Origin of the sequence: Kaistella polysaccharea (assembly GCF_020410745.1) — a bacterium.
Classification (GTDB): Bacteria; Bacteroidota; Bacteroidia; order Flavobacteriales; family Weeksellaceae; genus Kaistella; species Kaistella polysaccharea.
In genome coordinates this window covers 2,126,176-2,144,986 of record NZ_CP084528.1, presented here as the reverse complement: position 1 = coordinate 2,144,986, position 18,811 = coordinate 2,126,176, and the positions used below count along the sequence as shown (strand labels likewise).

The 18,811-nt window shown below is 32.6% G+C and carries 19 protein-coding genes; 17 read left to right on the top strand and 2 right to left on the bottom strand.

Annotation, left to right across the window (positions count from 1 at the left end):
- Window positions 1–9: 9 nt before the first annotated feature.
- From LC814_RS10045 to LC814_RS09995, 11 genes are all read left to right on the top strand, one after another.
- Window positions 10–987 (top strand): hypothetical protein, encoded by a 978-nt coding sequence (locus LC814_RS10045; protein WP_226063800.1) that lies wholly within the window; start codon window positions 10–12, stop codon window positions 985–987.
- Window positions 988–1,017: 30 nt separating this feature from the next.
- Window positions 1,018–1,866: an ABC transporter permease gene (locus LC814_RS10040; RefSeq protein ID WP_226063799.1), complete on the top strand. Its 849-nt coding sequence runs from the start codon at window positions 1,018–1,020 to the stop codon at window positions 1,864–1,866.
- A 58-nt stretch (window positions 1,867–1,924) separates the two neighbouring features.
- Window positions 1,925–3,184, top strand: coding sequence for an ABC transporter ATP-binding protein (locus tag LC814_RS10035; RefSeq protein WP_226063798.1), 1,260 nt, complete (start codon window positions 1,925–1,927; stop codon window positions 3,182–3,184).
- Window positions 3,177–4,349, top strand: coding sequence for a glycosyltransferase family 61 protein (locus LC814_RS10030; RefSeq protein WP_226063797.1), 1,173 nt, complete (start codon window positions 3,177–3,179; stop codon window positions 4,347–4,349). The genes LC814_RS10035 and LC814_RS10030 overlap by 8 nt, the downstream gene beginning before the upstream one ends.
- The gene (locus LC814_RS10025; protein WP_226063796.1) at window positions 4,346–4,744 is read left to right on the top strand and encodes a sugar 3,4-ketoisomerase; all 399 of its coding nucleotides are present in this window, start codon (window positions 4,346–4,348) and stop codon (window positions 4,742–4,744) included. Before LC814_RS10030 ends, LC814_RS10025 begins: the two co-directional genes overlap by 4 nt.
- A 97-nt stretch (window positions 4,745–4,841) precedes the next feature.
- Entirely contained in the window at window positions 4,842–5,774 is a 933-nt protein-coding gene (locus LC814_RS10020) for a GNAT family N-acetyltransferase (RefSeq protein ID WP_226063795.1), read from the top strand.
- 22 nt (window positions 5,775–5,796) lie between these two features.
- Window positions 5,797–6,663, top strand: a complete 867-nt coding sequence (locus LC814_RS10015) for a methionyl-tRNA formyltransferase (RefSeq protein ID WP_226063794.1) — start codon at window positions 5,797–5,799, stop codon at window positions 6,661–6,663.
- 41 nt (window positions 6,664–6,704) lie between these two features.
- A complete protein-coding gene (locus LC814_RS10010) occupies window positions 6,705–7,805 on the top strand; it encodes a DegT/DnrJ/EryC1/StrS family aminotransferase (protein ID WP_226063793.1) in 1,101 nt (366 codons plus the stop codon).
- A gap of 169 nt (window positions 7,806–7,974) precedes the next feature.
- Window positions 7,975–8,862: a glycosyltransferase gene (locus LC814_RS10005; RefSeq protein WP_226063792.1), complete on the top strand. Its 888-nt coding sequence runs from the start codon at window positions 7,975–7,977 to the stop codon at window positions 8,860–8,862.
- Between the two features lie 257 nt (window positions 8,863–9,119).
- Complete coding sequence (locus tag LC814_RS10000; protein ID WP_226063791.1) at window positions 9,120–10,376, top strand: ABC transporter ATP-binding protein; 1,257 nt, start codon at window positions 9,120–9,122, stop codon at window positions 10,374–10,376.
- 65 nt (window positions 10,377–10,441) lie between these two features.
- Window positions 10,442–11,347, top strand: a complete 906-nt coding sequence (locus LC814_RS09995; RefSeq protein ID WP_226063790.1) for a glycosyltransferase — start codon at window positions 10,442–10,444, stop codon at window positions 11,345–11,347.
- Here the strand turns inward: LC814_RS09995 and LC814_RS09990 are convergent.
- The gene (locus tag LC814_RS09990; protein ID WP_226063789.1) at window positions 11,337–12,188 is read right to left on the bottom strand and encodes a glycosyltransferase family 2 protein; all 852 of its coding nucleotides are present in this window, start codon (window positions 12,186–12,188) and stop codon (window positions 11,337–11,339) included. The two genes, LC814_RS09995 and LC814_RS09990, sit on opposite strands and share 11 nt — an antisense overlap.
- Before the next feature lie 114 nt (window positions 12,189–12,302).
- Here LC814_RS09990 and LC814_RS09985 point away from each other — a divergent pair, with 114 nt between their 5' ends.
- Complete coding sequence (locus LC814_RS09985) at window positions 12,303–13,418, top strand: glycosyltransferase (protein WP_226063788.1); 1,116 nt, start codon at window positions 12,303–12,305, stop codon at window positions 13,416–13,418.
- A gap of 45 nt (window positions 13,419–13,463) precedes the next feature.
- On the opposite strand, the gene LC814_RS09980 is transcribed toward LC814_RS09985, so the two are convergent.
- Window positions 13,464–14,459: a glycosyltransferase gene (locus LC814_RS09980; protein WP_226063787.1), complete on the bottom strand. Its 996-nt coding sequence runs from the start codon at window positions 14,457–14,459 to the stop codon at window positions 13,464–13,466.
- Between the two features lie 77 nt (window positions 14,460–14,536).
- Between LC814_RS09980 and LC814_RS09975 the strand changes: the two genes are divergently transcribed.
- From LC814_RS09975 to LC814_RS09955, 5 genes are read left to right on the top strand one after another with little or no spacing between them, the layout of a single operon-like run.
- Window positions 14,537–15,100: an acyltransferase gene (locus LC814_RS09975; RefSeq protein ID WP_226063786.1), complete on the top strand. Its 564-nt coding sequence runs from the start codon at window positions 14,537–14,539 to the stop codon at window positions 15,098–15,100.
- Between the two features lie 26 nt (window positions 15,101–15,126).
- The gene (locus tag LC814_RS09970) at window positions 15,127–16,068 is read left to right on the top strand and encodes a glycosyltransferase family 2 protein (RefSeq protein ID WP_262903708.1); all 942 of its coding nucleotides are present in this window, start codon (window positions 15,127–15,129) and stop codon (window positions 16,066–16,068) included.
- Entirely contained in the window at window positions 16,069–17,085 is a 1,017-nt protein-coding gene (locus tag LC814_RS09965; protein ID WP_226063784.1) for a glycosyltransferase family protein, read from the top strand.
- Entirely contained in the window at window positions 17,075–18,235 is a 1,161-nt protein-coding gene (locus LC814_RS09960) for a glycosyltransferase (protein WP_226063783.1), read from the top strand. The genes LC814_RS09965 and LC814_RS09960 overlap by 11 nt, the downstream gene beginning before the upstream one ends.
- On the top strand, window positions 18,235–18,795 hold the full coding sequence (locus tag LC814_RS09955) for an acyltransferase (protein WP_226063782.1): 561 nt from the start codon (window positions 18,235–18,237) through the stop codon (window positions 18,793–18,795). The genes LC814_RS09960 and LC814_RS09955 overlap by 1 nt, the downstream gene beginning before the upstream one ends.
- Window positions 18,796–18,811: the final 16 nt, after the last annotated feature.

Here is an 18,811-nt window from a genome sequence, read left to right as displayed (position 1 = left end):
AATATTCGCTTGAAAATACCTTTATTCTTCAGAATTATATTTATAGCATTGCTGGCTTTTACGGTCAGCACTTTCGTCTATTTTGGTTTCGTAAATAATTACTCATCTACGATTTTCAATCATGTAAATTTTCAAGAACAATTTCATTCCGGCATTTATCAATACAGAATTTTAAGTTCTTATTTTCTTTTAGGGATTTATAATTTTTTGGGAACTTTAAATATTGATTATCAAATTTTTAAACTCAAATTCATCAATCCCGATTCAGAACCACAGATGTTTTTGGCGTTCTATATTTTAAATACTTTTTTCCTTATTCTCTGTGGAATAATTTTGATTTTGATTACTGAAACAAAAGATTTTGTCGCATCACACGCTGAGAAAATCTTGATAATTGTTGTTGCAATTTTCTCTATCTCGCTGTCGCAGTTCGTAATTGTTCCTTATGATGTTCCCAGTTATTTCTTTCTTATTCTATTTTACTATTTTTTGCTGAAATACGTTAGAAAACTCAATTTTTCACTTCTTATTTTATTGGGAGTTATTCTTATCTTTTCTACATTAATTCGGGAATCATCAGCATTATCTTTATCATTGGCAGCTACTTTATTACTCGCCAAATATCGTTTTAAGAGGGAATCTTTGCTTCCTTTATTTTTTCTGATATTACTATTTCTTCTCACGTACTTTGGAATTCGCTTCATAAATAATAATTTCACTACCACAGATGGGAATTTACTTATCGAAAATTTCAGGCAACCGAAAAATATTTTAGGACTGACTTTTTGGGTGGCGTTATTTTTACTAAGTATTTTTCTGGCAAAGGATAAAAAAGCGCTTCGATTGATTTTAATTTTCCATGCTTTTTCAATTCCTTATTTCTATGTATGTTTTTACAGTGGAATTTTATATGAAATCAGACTTTATATTCCAGTTTTTCTCACTTCTTTATTATTGGGACGTACGGAACTTGCAAAATTCCGGTAAATTATCTTAATTTTAAAATTTATTACACAAATGACAGAACCTCAACAAACCTGGACGGAAACCATCGAATCCAGTCATTCCCTTTTTGATCTCAAACTGAGAGAAGTCTGGCGGTACAAAGATTTGGTTTATATGTTTGTGAAGAGGGATTTTATTTCCAGCTTCAAGCAAACCATATTAGGACCTATTTGGTTTTTTATCAATCCAATTTTTACGACCATTGTGTATTTGGTTGTTTTTGGGAATATTGCAAATTTATCTACAGATGGCGCACCTAAAATATTGTTCTATTTAGCGGGAGTTACTTTATGGAACTATTTCTCAAGTTGTTTAACGGGGGCTTCTAATGTATTTACAAGTAATGCCGGAATCTTTGGAAAAGTTTATTTCCCAAGATTAGTAATGCCATTGACAATTGTAATATCGAATCTCATGCGATTTGGAGTGCAGATGTTACTTTTTATCGCAGTTTTTTTATACTATTATTTTCAGGGGCAAGTTCAACCAAACATCTGGATTTTAGCAACGCCTTTTTTAATTTTATTAATGGCGGCTTTCGCGCTGGGAATGGGTATGATTTTTTCCTCGCTTACCACCAAATACCGAGACGTACAAATGCTTTTAGGATTTGGAGTGAGTTTATTTATGTATGTAACTCCTGTTATTTATCCGCTGTCCGCTTTGCCTGAAAGATTTAAAGGAATTGCATATTATAATCCGTTGTCCGGTATTTTCGAATGTTTCAAATACGGCTGGATGGGTGTCGGCGAATTTTCGGGTACGATGCTACTGATCAGTAGTGTAATCATATTTGTACTTCTTGCAATTGGCACCGTTATTTTTAATAAAGTTGAAAAAGGATTTATGGATACTGTGTAGACCAATAGCTAACTTCAATTATAAAAAATTAATTTCAGGAGATGTAAATCACGAAAGTATGCTCGCATTAAAGGCCGAAAATATATCAAAACAATACCGTCTCGGACAAGTTGGAACGGGAACACTTTCTCATGATTTGAATAGGTTTTGGCATCGAGTCAGAGGTAAAGAAGATCCTTATCTGAAAATTGGAGAAGACAATGATCGTGCTACAAAAGGAGTAAGCGATTATGTTTGGTCTTTGCGCGATATTAACTTTGAAATTGAGCAAGGAGACGCGGTCGGAATAATCGGCAGAAATGGTGCTGGAAAATCCACATTGCTAAAATTATTGAGCAAAGTAACCAAACCCACCACAGGAAAAATATATACCAACGGTAGAATCGCATCCTTGTTAGAAGTAGGCACTGGCTTTCATCCCGAAATGACAGGTCGGGAAAACATTTATTTAAATGGAGCAATTCTCGGAATGACACGACGAGAAATCAAGCGTAAATTCGACGAAATAGTAGATTTTTCCGGGGTAGAAAGATATATCGATACGCCAGTAAAGAGATATTCATCAGGAATGTATGTTCGTCTAGCTTTTGCTGTTGCTGCACATTTGGAATCAGAAATCCTAATTGTAGATGAAGTCCTCGCTGTAGGTGATGCCGATTTTCAAAGAAAATGCCTCGGGAAAATGAATACGGTGAGCAAAGGCGAAGGAAGAACAGTTCTTTTTGTAAGTCATAATTTGGCAGCAGTGAAAACTCTTTGTCGCAGCGGTTTAGTTTTAAAAAACGGAAATATGGTCTTCAATGGCGAAATTAACGATTCCCTTCTCCACTATAGTGGGGATAGTGTCATCCCAAGTATGAGCGTTACATTCGACCTAGAAAACGAACTGTACAATACGCCAAAAGTAGCTCTGCAGGAAATAAAAATTGTGAATAAAAATGGTTTTAATTTAACATTAATTGAACAGGAAACTGAATTTTTTATACAAACATCGTGTCTTGTGAAATCCCATGAAGCCACAATTCATCTATCGTTTGTATTCAAAAATGCCGAGAATTTGACAATGTTCACCGCAACAAACGCTCATATGCCACTTCATATAGGACAGAATATTATACGATTTAAGATACCAGCATCTTTTTTAAATGTCGATATTTATTCTTTAGACTTGTATGTAATTGCAGATAGGTTAACAACTTTGATCTTTGTAGAAGACGTACTAAGTTTTACAATTTTAGAACGCAAACGTAACATTGGTGATTGGATGGGTCGTGAGCCTGGTTTCATTACAACAAACTTTGAATGGGAAAATGTTTAAATTAATTAAGAAAAAAGCCTCTCTCATTATCCGATCAAAAGAAGGTCTAAACAACTATTTTTACACTTATTTAAAAATTGCAATATTAAATATATTTCAAGCTGAAAAATATGTTGTACTTAAAATTAAGAACATACATGAAATTTTACCAACTGAAAAACTGAAAGAAGGTTATTCATATAAGAGTTCAACTCAAAATAATATTGATGTAATAATCCCAGATCTAAATTTATATATGTTAAAAGATGCTTTAATAAATTCTCGATCTTCAGCAATTGTGGCAAATTCGTATTTATTTTATGAACCTATTAACAAAAATGAAAGATTTAATGAAGGTTTTATCCAGTATCACAATACTAAAAACGCCGTTCTAAAAATTGGAAATCCCATAGAAATAAGTGAAGGTTTTTTCTTAGCAGGTAATGGTAGTTTTAACTGGTATCATTGGCTCATAGAGATTCTTCCAAAAATTATTTTCTATAAAAAAGAATATTCGGTAAATATTTTAGTGGATCATTCATGTAAAGAAATCAAAAGCATGGCAGATTCTCTGGCCGTATTCTGTGAAAATTTAAATATCAATATCATTTATTTAGATCCCGAACGAACATATAAAGTGCGGAAACTTTTTTTCATTAATGAAGTTAATAAATATATGTTTAATGCGTTAGATCTTAATGCTGTTGCATTTCCTCTTTATTATTATAGAAAAGAAAGTTTACTTAATGTCGGAGACTTATTGAAAAGCAAGTATCATTTTGAAAACAAGTCTGCTATAAAGATTTTTCTAGAACGGAGAGAAACTCATCGGATCCCACAAAATCAGAATGAAGTTGTTGAGTTGCTGAAGCAATATGATTTTACGGCCGTTGATTTATCAACTCTAAATATTACCGAACAGATTAATACGATTAATAATTCTAAATATATTGTAGGTACTTCTGGTGCTGCTTTTACCAATATTATATTTTGTAATCCGTCTTCTACTGTTCTCATTTTTACTCCAGACAATTATGATAACCATAAATTATTTGGAGAAATGGCCGCTCTACTAGATATAAAATTAAACTATCTTTATTACGAAAATGATTCAGGAGATCATGAACAGAGTAATTTTAGAATTGATTTGAATGCACTAAAATTAAAATTGGAGAATATAGAATGAATAAAATTCCCCATTTGATAATGTTTGACCGAATTGGCAGTGCTGGTTTGGGATATATTTCTGTGGCAGAAGTATCGAAAAATATACCTTTTGACGTTAAAAGGGTCTACTGGACTTATTACACTCCGCAGGATGTTATTAGAGGTGGTCATGCTCATTTTGAATTAGAGCAAATCATCATTGCAGTTTCGGGGATTATTACTTTCGCGACGGAAGATTCACAAGGCAATAAAGTTGATTTTATTTTAGACAGCCCTGAAAAGGGATTGTTTCTCCCTTCAAAAATTTGGCGAGATATAAAATTCTCGCATAACGCAGTGTTACTTTGTTTGGCTTCTAAAAAATATAAAGATTCTGATTATATACGGGATTACGAAATTTTTAAAAAACTATAAACAACTTTGAAAGTTGCGAAGTCTTTTTAATTTAATAAAGCTGCTCATTATGTCAACAGTAATTTGATCTACATCAAGAAAATTGAAATTAAAAAGAATGGAAATAAGCTTAGTGAGATATAAAAAAGATTTACAATCTGATTGGAACAAATTTGTGCACAATAGTAAAAATGCACTATTTTTTTTTGATCGTAATTTCATGGATTACCATTCTGACCGATTTGTAGATCATTCTCTTATTTTTTTAAAAAAAAATAAAATTATTGCTCTATTTCCCGCTACGGAACATGGACTAGAAATTATTTCACATGCAGGTCTTACTTTTGGGTCTCTTCTTTTGTCTTTTGACGCCAAGACTATTGATATATTAGAAATCTTCGAAAAAATTAAAAATTACTACCGAGGTCTTTCCTTCGAAAATATAGTTTACAAAAGCATTCCGTACATTTTCCATCAATATCCCTCGCAAGAAGATTTATACGCTCTTTTTCGCCATGAAGGTAAAATAACGCGAAGAGACGTTTCGTCTGTAATAGATTTAAATAATCCAATACCAATAAATAATAATAAGAAAAGACTAAATAAACGATGTGCAGATTATAACGTTTTGATAAAAGAAACAACTGATCTGAAGGAATATTGGAAAGTTTTAACAATTGTTTTAGAGAAATTTAATACAAAACCAACACATAATTTGTTCGAAATTTTATCGTTAAAAGAGCACTTTCCGAACAATATTAAATTTTTTGAAGCAAGAAAATCAAATGAGCTATTGGCTGGAGTTTTAATTTTTGATTTCGGCAATGTAATTCACGCACAATACATGGCAGCAACTCAAAACGGACGAAAAATTGGCGCACTTGATTTTATAAACTCTTTCCTCCTCGAAAAGTATAAATACAGAAAGTATTACAGTTTTGGAATTTCAACAGAAAAAAATGGTCTTTATCTAAATACTGGATTAATTCAACAAAAAGAAAATATGGGAGCTAGAGCTGTAACTTTAGATGTTTATACCATTAAACTTTAATTTTAAAATAACGTTAAAATTTATGATAAAGACGAGGAAAATATCATTAGCAGGATCAGGATGGGGTGCAGTTGCGGCCTACAAAAGTCTCTGTAGAATTTTTCCTGTTCTAGAAGTAATAACAAAGGATCAGTATCTAATAAAAGAATTGCGAGAATGTGATATTTTATTGAGTGATATAAAACTCGGCGTAGCGGAAGTAATTATTTGTGCGGGTTATAAAGAAGTTATTAGTAGAGAGATTCTAAAGACTAAGGAGATCATCAATGTTCACTATTCCCTTCTACCAAAATATCGTGGGCTACATTCTACCGTATGGGCTATATTAAACGAGGAATCTGAACTTGGATTAACCATTCATAGAATGAATGAGAAAATCGATGATGGCGATATTATCTATCAGTTTACCACCAAAAATGATGGTGAATCCACCGCAACATTCTATATGAATATGTTTAATGATTGGATAGATACGAACCTGGGAAATATAATAATAAGTTATTTTAGTGGAAACATAAAAGCTATTAAACAAGACTTTTCAAGAGCTACATGGGTGGGAAAACGCTCTATTGAAGATTGCGAAATTGATTTCCGCAAAGATCATTTATATCTTAAAACTTTTTTCAGGGTATTAAACCCTCCTTATCCAAAACCATTTTTTAGAATTAAGGCAAAAGCTAAATGTTACTTTCCTTCAAAAATTGTTTTCTTAGAAAGAAAAATAAATACGCAGATTGGCAGGATACTAAATATAGATGATAAAGGGTTATATATTTCATCTAAAGACGGATATGTAATTTTAAGCGAAATCACTGATTTGGATGGTCAGGAGATCGCAAATTCTAAATTTATGATTGGTGAATATTTAGAAAAAAAAAACGGTGATTAGATCCCCAAATCATCCGATATATTAAAAACTGGCGACCGATTATGATTAAATTTCTCAACCTTCAAAGAGTTAATCTTCAGTATCATGAGGAAATTGAAGCAAAACTTTTAGGAACCTTTCGAAGTGGTTCTTATCTTCTAGGGAATGAAGTGAAAAATTTTGAAAAGAATCTTTCAAAATATATTGGTTCTCCAAATGCTATTGGTGTCGCCAACGGTTTAGATGCTTTGCGTTTAATTTTCAAAGCCTATTTAGAATTAGGACAAATGAAAGTTGGGGACGAAGTGATTGTTCCTGCAAATACTTACATCGCTTCAATTTTAGCGATTACAGACAATAGATTAAGACCTGTTTTCGCAGAACCAGATATTGAGAATTACAATTTGGATCTTTCTAAAATTGAAGATCTAATTACGCCAAAAACTAAAGCTATAATGGTTGTTCATTTGTACGGACAAATTTGTTGGTCAGAAGAATTAGAAACTTTAGCAAATAAATACAATTTAAAAATAATTGAAGATAATGCACAATCCATTGGTGCAGAATGGAATACCATTAAAACTGGAAATTTGGGCGATGCTGCCGGATTTAGTTTTTATCCCGGAAAAAATTTGGGTGCTTTAGGCGATGCAGGTGCAGTAACTTGTAAAGATGCACTCTTGGCAAAAATAATTCGAGCTTTGGCAAATTATGGTGCCGAAGATAAATACATCACTAAATATCAAGGATTAAATTCTCGTTTAGATGAAATTCAAGCGGGTATTTTAGATGTGAAATTAAAATATATTGATACTGACAATGAAAAGCGAAGAAAAATAGCAAATCGATATTGTCAAGAAATTACCAATCCAAAAATCATTCTTCCAAAATTACCGACTAATTCCAAAGAACATGTTTGGCATTTATATGTTATCAGAACTTCAGAAAGAGAAAAACTGAAAAGATATCTTTTAGAAAATGATATACAAACTTTAATACATTATCCCATTCCACCACATAAGCAACAAGCTTACAAAAATTACAATCACCTTTCATTACCTATTACAGAGAAAATCCACAAACATGCTTTAAGTTTACCAATAAGCCCCGTAATGGATATGGTTGAGGTATCAACTATAATAGATGCAATTAATAAATTTTAATCATTTTAATGTCAGACTGTTTTCACTGGGAAACATTTGATTTTTATAAAAACACTGACCATATATAAAGTTAAATTTAACTTAAAGTAATAATAGTAACTAGCTACAATAACTGTTCTTTTAGCGAATTAATTTAACTTTTAATCTTTTAATCTTAAAAAAAATAGAAATGAAAAACAAGGCGATTTTTTCACTTTTAATCGCACATTACAATAATGCCGAATTTTTTAAAGATTGTTATAAAAGCATTCTTGAGCAAAATTATGAAAATTATGAAGTAATAATTTTAGATGATTTTTCGGATGTAAATCAATATCATTTGGTGCAGTCTATAATAAGAGGTGATCCGAGATTTCAAATTTATCGCAATGCTGAAAATAAAGGAATTGGTTATACCAAAAGAAAATTAGTAGAATTATCAAGTGGTGATATTTGTGGGTTTTTAGACCCAGACGATGCTTTAGAAATAAATGCAATTAACATAATGACCCAAACACATTTAGCTCATCCCGAAGTTGGTCTTGTTTATTCAAATTTTACAGTATGCGACGAGAATCTGAATCGTGTAAAAATTAAATATGCAAAACAGATTTATGATTTAGATGAAAAATATTACAATTTGCAGACTGAAATTTCCCATTTCGCCACATTTAAAAAATCAATATATAAAAAGACTTTGGGAATAGATTCCTATTTGAAAATTGCTGAAGATAAAGATTTGTATATGAAAATGTGTGAAGTAGCTCCCGTTAAGTACATCGATGTGAATCTATACTTGTACCGAATACATGATGGTGGTATTTCTACCAATAAAAATGAAGAAAAAGCTTTTTTTTGGCACTTCGTAGCTTTGATTAAAATGGCAGAGCGAAGAAATATAAATATTGATACATTATTTCTCGAAAAATTTGTAGAACGAGGTAGAATTGAAATGGAATTGAAGGAATTGAAGGAAGAATTAAAAAAAGAAAAGGAAAAAATTGAAATGGTTAGAAATTCTATTCCAGTCAGAATTTTAAATAAATTAAAATTAATAAACTTTTACAAAGACCTATGATAGTAGAGATTTGATTTCCACTTTAAATCTCCAAATGAATAAACTGATTGATTGAAAAATAAAAGGTTAACAAATTTTAAAAACAATAATAATTTATATCACCTTGAAAAATAATTCCTTTATAAACACACTTTAATAATTTTTAGTATAATCGCAATTGTAGAAGTCTTCTTCATTAAATTTGGGGTAAAATTGCAGTACTTCACAATCATAAATTAAAAATTTCATTACAAAAATAATTTAGAAATTAAAATAATATGCTGGCATTAAAAGCAGAAAATATATCAAAACAATACCGTCTGGGACAAGTAGGAACGGGAACACTTTCTCATGATTTGAACCGTTTCTGGCATCAAGTTCGTGGAAAAGAGGATCCTTACCAGAAGATCGGGGAAGCAAACGACCGAAGCTCAAAAGGAAACAGCGATTATGTTTGGTCGCTTCAAGACATTAATTTTGAAATAGAACAAGGCGATGCAGTCGGGATTATTGGTAAAAATGGCGCTGGAAAATCGACATTGCTAAAATTACTGAGCAAAGTTACAAAACCCACAACAGGAAAAATATACACAAACGGAAGAATCGCATCTCTATTGGAAGTGGGAACCGGCTTTCACCCAGAAATGACCGGTCGCGAAAACATCTATTTAAACGGTGCAATCCTCGGAATGACGAGACAGGAAATTAAAAGAAAATTTGACGAAATAGTAGATTTTTCGGGGGTAGAAAGATATATCGATACGCCAGTAAAAAGATATTCTTCCGGCATGTACGTTCGTTTGGCTTTTGCTGTGGCGGCACATTTGGAATCTGAAATTTTAATTGTTGATGAAGTACTGGCTGTTGGCGACGCCGAATTCCAGAAAAAGTGTTTGGGAAAAATGGGCAACATTAGCAAAGGCGAAGGCCGCACAGTTTTGTTCGTAAGCCACAATATGGCCGCTGTTAAGGAATTAACAAGCAGCGCACTTCTTCTCTCCAACGGAAGATTGATTGAAGTTGGGAATACTGACAAAATTATCAGTTCTTACACGCGTTTAAACCATGAAAGCACCTCCAGCAAATGGGAAGGTTCATTAATTGATTCAAGTTCACTTATTGAAATTAATAAAGTAGAAGTGCTTCAAAATAGTCCTCTTGGATTTTCAAATCAAAATCCTATTGTCTGTCGGATTGATTTAAGAAATCTCAGCACTCTCGATAACAGCAACTATCGGATGGTGTTGACTCTAAAATCAGCAGATGATGTGGTGTTACTAAACAGTGGAATTAACCTGGAAAAACGCACGGCGGGAAATTATTTTCTCGACATCGCGCTGCCTGCATTTACCCTTTCCAATACAGATTACATTCTTGGTTTCCGAATAGATATTCCGAAGAATAAATTAATTCACGAATATCGTGATTATGTGCGATTTTCTGTAAATGTGATAAACCATACTTTTGGTGATCTTGCCGGTAGTGAGCCAGGAGGATTTTTTCATTTGCCTTTAGAAGCAGTCCTAAACGATTGATATATTTTTAATATCGTTTTGACAGGAAAAGTTAATTTGAATAGAAAATGGTCGACAATAAACTGATGGAAATAAGGCTTGCCATAATAATCCCTTTCTACAAAAAAAAATATTTTAGGAAAACATTAGAGTCTTTAAAAAATCAAACGAGTAAAAATTTTTCGGTCTACATTGGTAATGATAATAGTCCTGAAAATATTGAAGATTTATTAATAGGGTTAGCTGAAGATTTCAACTTTACGTATCAAAAATTTGATAAAAATGTAGGCGCACAAAGTCTTACTACGCAATGGGATCGGTGCATCGCTCTTTCTTCAAATGAAGATTTCATCATGATTTTAGGTGATGACGACGTTTTGGGTGAAAATGTGGTGGAGCAATTTTACAAAAATTTGGAAACAGTAGAAGATTTAAACATAAAAGTGATCAGGTTTGCTTCTCAACTCATTAATGAAGCAGGTGAAAAAACCTCTGAAATTTTTTTAAACCCCGAAATTGAAAAAGCTGCCACGTCATACATCAGAACACTTCAGGGAAAAGGAAGAAGTACGTTGACCGAACATATTTTTTCAAGAGCTGCGTATGAAAAATACGGATTCAAAGATTTTCCAGTAGCATTTGGTAGCGATAATGTGGCGTGGTTAGAATTTCCTGACCTGGCCGATATTTTCAGTATTAATGAGGCGGTGGTTAATGTAAGAATTTCAAAAGAACATCTTTCTTCGCGGAATGACAATGGATTAGATTATCGTAAAAGAGAGGGAATTTATCTCTTTAACCGTTACATTATTGCCAATTACGATCAATATTTTACAGAAGAAGAGAAAATTTTGATTTTAAAAAAATCCTACAGAAATTTAAGATATTACAGTCGGAATAAAATTAAAACTTTGTTATTTATTATTTTTATGTTCCGTAAAATTGGATTAAAAACATGGCAAATAGTGAAAGACAATCGCTTCAATGACTGAATTTTTTCCTCACTTTTTCCAGTAAGATAAAAGCATTTAATTGAAATGGAAAACTCAAAAAAGATTTAATTTTTGGCTGTTTAGTTTTCAACACCACATCCCAATAATTTCTCGCAAGCAATTTTTTATCCTCGCTCGTTTTCGCAACGCTCAGTTTAGTTCGAAAAGACAGCAGCGCATATCGCGGATTTTCCAGCAATCTCTGGTATAAATTCTGACTTAAACCGTCTTCTAAATATTCTCCAAATGCTAAAATGTAATTAGTGAAAAGAATTTTGTAATTTTTAATTATCGGTATTATTTGCACACTTTCCTGACAAAAATTTTCGTTTTCAAATATGGGAAAAGGATGTTTTTTAATTACTTCAACTTTAAAAACATAAACCATTTCACCCGCGAATTCCCATTGATAACTATTATACTCCGTCCATTTTTTTATATCGTACGTCTTTTTTTCTGAGAACATTTCTTCCGGCGCGTGAATAAATGTAAATCCACCAAATTTGTTATTTTCAGTTTCTGTGGAGAGAAGTTGACAGGTTTCTAGACAGTCATTCGCGAGAAAATCATCGCTGTCTATCGTTAAAAACCATTTTCCTGCCGCGTTATTTATTGCGTAATTAATAGCGATATGCTTTCCCTGATTTTTTTGCTTCACATATCGAATAGGAAAATCAGCGACGTCAATAAACTGAGTAACTAATTCTTCGGTATCATCAGTCGAACCATCATCAACAATTAACCACTCGAAATTACGAACCGTTTGGCGAGACAAACTCTGAAAAAGCCGATCTAATAAGTAACCGCGATTATAAGTTGGAGTAAAAACGGTGAATAGCATTCTGAATGATAAATTGTTCCTAAAAATACATAAAATATTTCTCAAAGTTTAATAATATCTTCTGCAATGTGCGACTATTACTAAAAAATGTAACTTTACCAATAATTTCATTAGATGAAGAAAAAAATACTTTTTGAAGTTGATATAAAAGATTGGGCTTTCTATTTTATGGTAAAATCTTGGTCGCTAAAATTAGCAGACGAATATGATTGTTACTACGTTTGCAATGATGTTTACCGCATCAAAGAACTTACGGAAATAAGCTCTTTTAAAAAATTTGCTTTAAACTTCATTTCCAAAATCCGTTTCCAATTTTATCGCTTATTTTCTCCCCAAAATAAAAAAGTTCAGGTCATTCATTCTTCTGGAAATTATTCATATCCAAAGTATACCAAACCATTTGTAACGCCGTTTATTGATGAAACCAAACACCTCGAAATTCTCAATTTTGATTACGTGGTTTCTATGGCGTATTTTTTTCAATACATCGCTGAAATTCCCTTTACCGGACGTAAGAATTTGGTTGGGATCTTTAACGATTGTTTCCCACATCTTGGCCCAGAATACGACATCAAAACCAAAACTAATGTTAATTCACTTTCACGCGCTGAATTTTTTGAACAATATTTAAAACATTACGATTTTCTGCTACTCGCCAATGACAATCTTATTCGCGCATACAGCGATTACACCGATCGATTAGAGTTTGCGCTTGGAATTTATAAAGAAGAATGTTTCGGACAAATTAAAACTAAAAGCGACCTATTCACTTTAGGTTGGACTGGAAACCCGAACCGCCCTGTTAAAGGTTTTTTTGAAATTATAGAACCGGCCGTCCAGAAAGTATTGCAAACCGGTAGAAAAATTCGACTTAAAACCTCCTTCAATGCATCTTACGAAGAAATGATCGAGTTTTATAATGATGTAGATTTGGCCGTAATCGCCTCCAGTGGTGATGGCGCTCCTACGATGTTTTGTGAAGCAAGTCTTTCTAATATCCCTTCGATATCAACATTTATTGGATTACCATCGATGGTAATTCAAGATGGAATTAATGGCATGTTTATAAATCGAGATATCGATGAAATGGCTCAGGCGATTATTTATTTACATGACAATCAAGATGTTTTGAATAAATATGCGAAAAGGATTAAAAAGGATTATTTAGATATAATGAGCAACGAAAAAAATATTCTGAAAATTCGAAAAGTACTCCAGAAATTAAATTAGAAATCTTTAAAACACAATTCGAAGTTTCTTCTAAACATTTATCAATTACCTGTTATACCGCCATTTAAAAAATTTAAATCCCAAATTGGTGGGAAGTTGAATAAATAAATTGGTCTTTTTTAAGGAAGTTGAAAAATCTTTTGAAAAATAATGAAACAGCGATAAACTGGAAAGGGTTTTATAATTCCGATAACTTTCCTTCCACAAAACTGCATTTTTCTGCGCTTTCCAGTTCATGAGAAGTGTGAGCGATTTATAATTGATAAGATATTTCAGAATTAATTTTTTTCGATATTTATTTTTCTCTTCGTTTAAAGCTTCATCAATATATTTCCCAATCGTAAACCAATTGTCGAAATTGCGCTTGTTTCTATTATGAATTACAGATTTACTGTGAAGAAAATACGTGTACGTTATCCCTTTATAAATAGCGATTTTATCTAATTTCAAAACGAGATGAAATGTCCACAATTCATCTTGCGCAAATAATCCCGGTATAAAATAAATTTTGTTTTTACGAATAAAATCCACCAAAAAAAGTTTGTTTACAGCGTAGGTAACCAATTCAGAATTTGCAAAATCTTCTAAAATCTCCTCATTTCCTACAATAATTTCCTTGTCGGACTGAATTTTAATGCAAATTGATTTCTCGCCTGTTTCCAATTGTTCACATTCCAGTTGAGACATGGTCATTTCCGCGCCTGTTTTCTCCGAAATTTCAACCAAGATTGAAATACAATCGGGCGTAATCGTATCGTCGCTGTCTAGAAAAAAAAGATATTTTCCTTTGGCAGTATCAATTCCTTTGTTTCGAACCACCGACAAACCAGCGTTTTTTTCCAGATGGTAAATTTTCCAATTTTGCAGGTTATGATCCTTAATAAACTGCTCTGCGATTTCAACACTATTGTCTGGCGTTTCATCGTTGATTAACGTTACTTCAATATTTAGATAAGTTTGTAGACGAACAGATTCCAGGCACGCCCGTAAAAAATCTTCACATTTATAGAGCGGAATAGAAACAGTAACCAAAGGATTCATCAAATAGGTATAATGCCGTAAAAATACTTAATATTAACTGAAAACGCTATATTTGTTAAACACATTAAAAGGAAGAAATGAAATTGTTTTCAAAGGTTTTTTTGAGGATTTTGAAAAGTAAAAATTTAGGGATTCTTCACGATCATCGCAATATCGAAATCGGCATTAATTTTAAATTTGGTGATTTCTGCACTTTCATTTTTAATCCAGAATTAAAAACGGTAAGGTTTAACAACAAAATAAATCTCCGCAATTACATCAATTTATTGGTCGGAAAAGAGGCCGAACTTGTTATGGGAAATGGTGTCTTTTTAAATAATTATTGTTCAATTAATTGTTTAGAAAGAATTGAAATCGGAGACGATACATTGTTTGGTGAAGGCGTGAAATTGTACGATCATAATCATCAATATTCTACGGATCCAGAATTTATTGTGGAACATCAAAAATTTAATACCGCCCCAATTAAAATTGGCAGAAACTGTTGGTTAGGCAGCAATGTTACCGTATTGAAAGGGGTTACCATTGGCGATCATGTAATTGTCGGTGCCGGAGTTTTGGTCTATAAAGACATTCCTGCTAACAGTATCGTGAAACTAAAACAGGAAGTTGATATCAAATATTCTAACATTATCCGATGACCAACGCTGCGAAAATCTCGGTGATAATGTCTGTTTATAACGGAGAAAAATTTCTACGAGAAGCAGTAGAATCAATTTTAAACCAGACCTACACTAATTTCGAATTTCTCATTATTGAAGACGCTTCTACAGATAAAACTCCCGAAATTTTAGAAGAATATAAACGACGGGATTCAAGGATTATCATCATTAATAAAGAGAAAAATAAAGGACCGAGCGGCTTTATTCAAAATCTCAATATTGGTTTGAAAAAGGCGACAGGTAAGTATATTGCGCGAATGGACGCAGATGATATTTCAGTTCCAGAGCGTTTTCAAAAACAAATCGACTTTCTTGAGAAAAACACAGAAATATTTTTAGTCGGAAGTCAAGTTCAATGTGTCAACGAACATAACTCGAATACTAAATTACTGCGAGCGCCACTCAACAACATCGAAATTCAAAAGCGAATGTTTAAAAATATTTCATTGTTTCACCCGGTAATTATGTTTAGAAATTCGACCGATTTGTTATATCGCGAAAAAATGTTGTACTGCGAAGATTATGATTTCTATTTTAGATTAATGATCCAAAAATATCAATTTGCGAACATAGAAGAGCCTTTGCTGAGGTATAGAATTCTAGGCGATTCGATTTCCCGAAAAGACAATAAACTTATCAAGTGGCTATTTGTCGAAAAAGCAAGGCAGTTTTTTCAAGAGCAGAAAAAAAGTGGAAGTGATTCATACGATCTTTTTGAGCCTGAAAATCTTTTGAAAATATTAGATATAGACTTTAGAAGCAAAGCAGAAGATCTTCTATTTGCCAGCAACGTTGCTTTGAAATATCAACAATATGAGGATTTGACAATCATCTTAGATAAAGCGAAAAATAGTTATCCCACTGATACACGATTTAATATTTATAAAAATTATTTGAAAATACCGAAATCGATTCTTCCATACATTTTAAAATTAACTTTAAAATAAATGGATATTCTCATAAAATCCTTTAATCGCCCTTTCTATCTGGATCGTTGCTTAACTTCGATTTATACATTCGTTTCCGGAGATTTTAATATTAAAATATTAGACGATGGAACTCCGAAGAAATACTTAGATAAAATTGAAGCAAGATTTCCTCAAATCGAAATTTTGAAATCTGCCGCTTACGAGGAGAAAACAGAAGCGATTAAGGAAAACCTCAAGAAAGGCACCGAAATTAATGGCTTTCAAATTCCCATTAACTTGTGGATAGAAGCGGCCCAAAATGCTTCCGACTATTTTATCATCATAGAAGACGACGTTTGGTTTACAAAAGATGTGGATCTTAACCAATTATCCCAAGATTGTCTTAAGTTTGACATTCACCTTTTAAAATTAGGGTGGTTAGGGAATTTTGGAGATGATGAATACCTCCATATAAAACCTTTAACCGATCAAATTGACGCAACTTTACCTCATAAATTATTCTTGAGCAATGAAAAAGTAATGAATGCATTTTTTAAAAATCATTTCAAATTCTACACTTTACTCTATAAACTCGGACTCGTAGACAATCGAACAAGAGAAAAATATTGGGCTTTAAATTCCATTTTAATGGGCCTTTATAAAAAAGAATATTGGTTAGAAATATGGAAAGGAATGAACGGAAAAGTAGATGAAAAAAGACAGTTGATTAATTCTTCTGTTTTTTATAAAAAAAACCGCAAAAACCCGAACTTTATTTCGAGGTTAAAAAATGAGGCGATGAAAACAACTTTCCAATCTTCTGCGACGAATTCTTACCACGAATATGGCTATGATTTCGACGTGAATCTTTTTAACCATTTGATAAATGAGGCTTGGTTTAAAGGTGATTTTGATTCATCTGAAAACTTCCCAAACGATTTTACGCTCAGTTATTTCGAGGAATTTATAGGAGATAAAATTTCGGTGGAGGAATTTAGAAAATGGGTCGCTGAATTCAAAAATCAATATCAAAATTTGGGCGCCGATGTCAACTAAGAAAATAAAAATTCTCTTCCGCCACCGGTCGATGGAAATGGGCGGCGTAGAAAAAGTAATGCTCAGCTTGCTGAATAATCTTAATCGGGATTTATTTGATTTAACAGTGCTTTTAAGTATTGACCAGGGTGAATTAAGAAATGAAATTCCCACTCATGTAAGAAAAGTTGTTTTAGCAAACGGAAAAGAAAGTTTTTCTGAGAATAAATATCTTCAAAAAACTCAGCTTCTATTCCGAAGAATAAAACTTGAAAAATTAAGAAGAAATCCAAAACTCATTGACGACAATTATCTGAGAGATTCCTATGATATCGAAATCGGAATGACGTACAATGATTTCGAACCCGTTTTAAATTCAACTCAGAAAAATTCAAAAAAAATTGGCTGGTTTCATTCCGAAATTGATCATCCGAAACTGCAGGTTTTGGTGCCGAAAATTTTAGAACATTTTCCACAATTTGATCATATGGTTTATTGTTCCGAGAAAATTAAAGAGATGATGCACGAAGATTATCCAAATCTTCATTATCCAAAAGAAAGCGTGATTATCAACGCAATTCCTATTGAAGAAATTAAAGAGAAAGCTACCGAGAAGATTACAGATTTGCCGAAATGCCCCTTATTTGTATCCGTTGGAAGATTGCACACCCGTAAAGGCTATCACAAACTCCTGGAAGTTCATGCCCAACTTTTAAAAGACGGCTTTGAACATTCGATATTAATTATCGGTGACGGTGAAGAACTTCCTAATCTTTTGGCTCAACAAAATTCCTTACGAGTTGAAAAAACATTTACTTTTGCGGGTAATAAAATGAATCCGTACGCCTATATTAAAAATGCAGATTTTTTCATTATGCCCTCCGAATCTGAAGCCTGGCCTTTAGTCATCGCCGAAGCACTGATTTTACAAAAACCAATTATTGCAACCAATGTGGGTGATGTTGCACTAATGATTGAACATAAAAAAACGGGTTACCTCATCGATTATGATTTCGACGAAATGTATGCGTCGATGAAAGAATTTCTGACTAATAAATCCTTAATTTCAGAATTGAAAGAAAATCTCGTCGGAATCGAAGAAAAATTTGACAATCAGAAAATATTCAATGAGGTTGAAAAAATCATTCTTAATTTAGCAAAAACGACATAATGGATTTTCTCTACAGAATCGTTCTAAAAATACACGCTATTTTTCAGGAGTTTCGCGACAAAGCCTATATTGAAATATGCAAATCGCGCGGCTTAAAAGTAGGCAAAGATGTGATTTTTATCGAGGCACCAAAATTTGGTTCAGAACCCTATTTGATTGAAATCGGAGATCGCACAAAAATTACGGCCAATTGTACTTTCATCAATCATGATGGCGCAATGTACGTGATTCGATCGATGGAAAAATATCGTGACGCTAGAAATTTCGGCCGAATTAAAATTGGTAAAAATTGCTTTATCGGAAACAATTGCACCATTCTTCCCGGCGTCGAAATGGGCGATAATTGCATTTTAGGAGCAGGATCAGTCTTAAACTCCTCCACTCCGTCAAATTCTGTTTTTGCCGGAGTTCCCGCAAAATTTATTTGCACGATTGAAGAATATGGTGATAAAGCATTGATTAATAATGTTTTATATCCAAGGGAATTAGAAAAAACCCGTGGTAATTTGGATGCATATATTAAAGAAAACCTTCCTCATACGTATAAACCAGTAAAATAAGTTGCTAAAAAAGGAG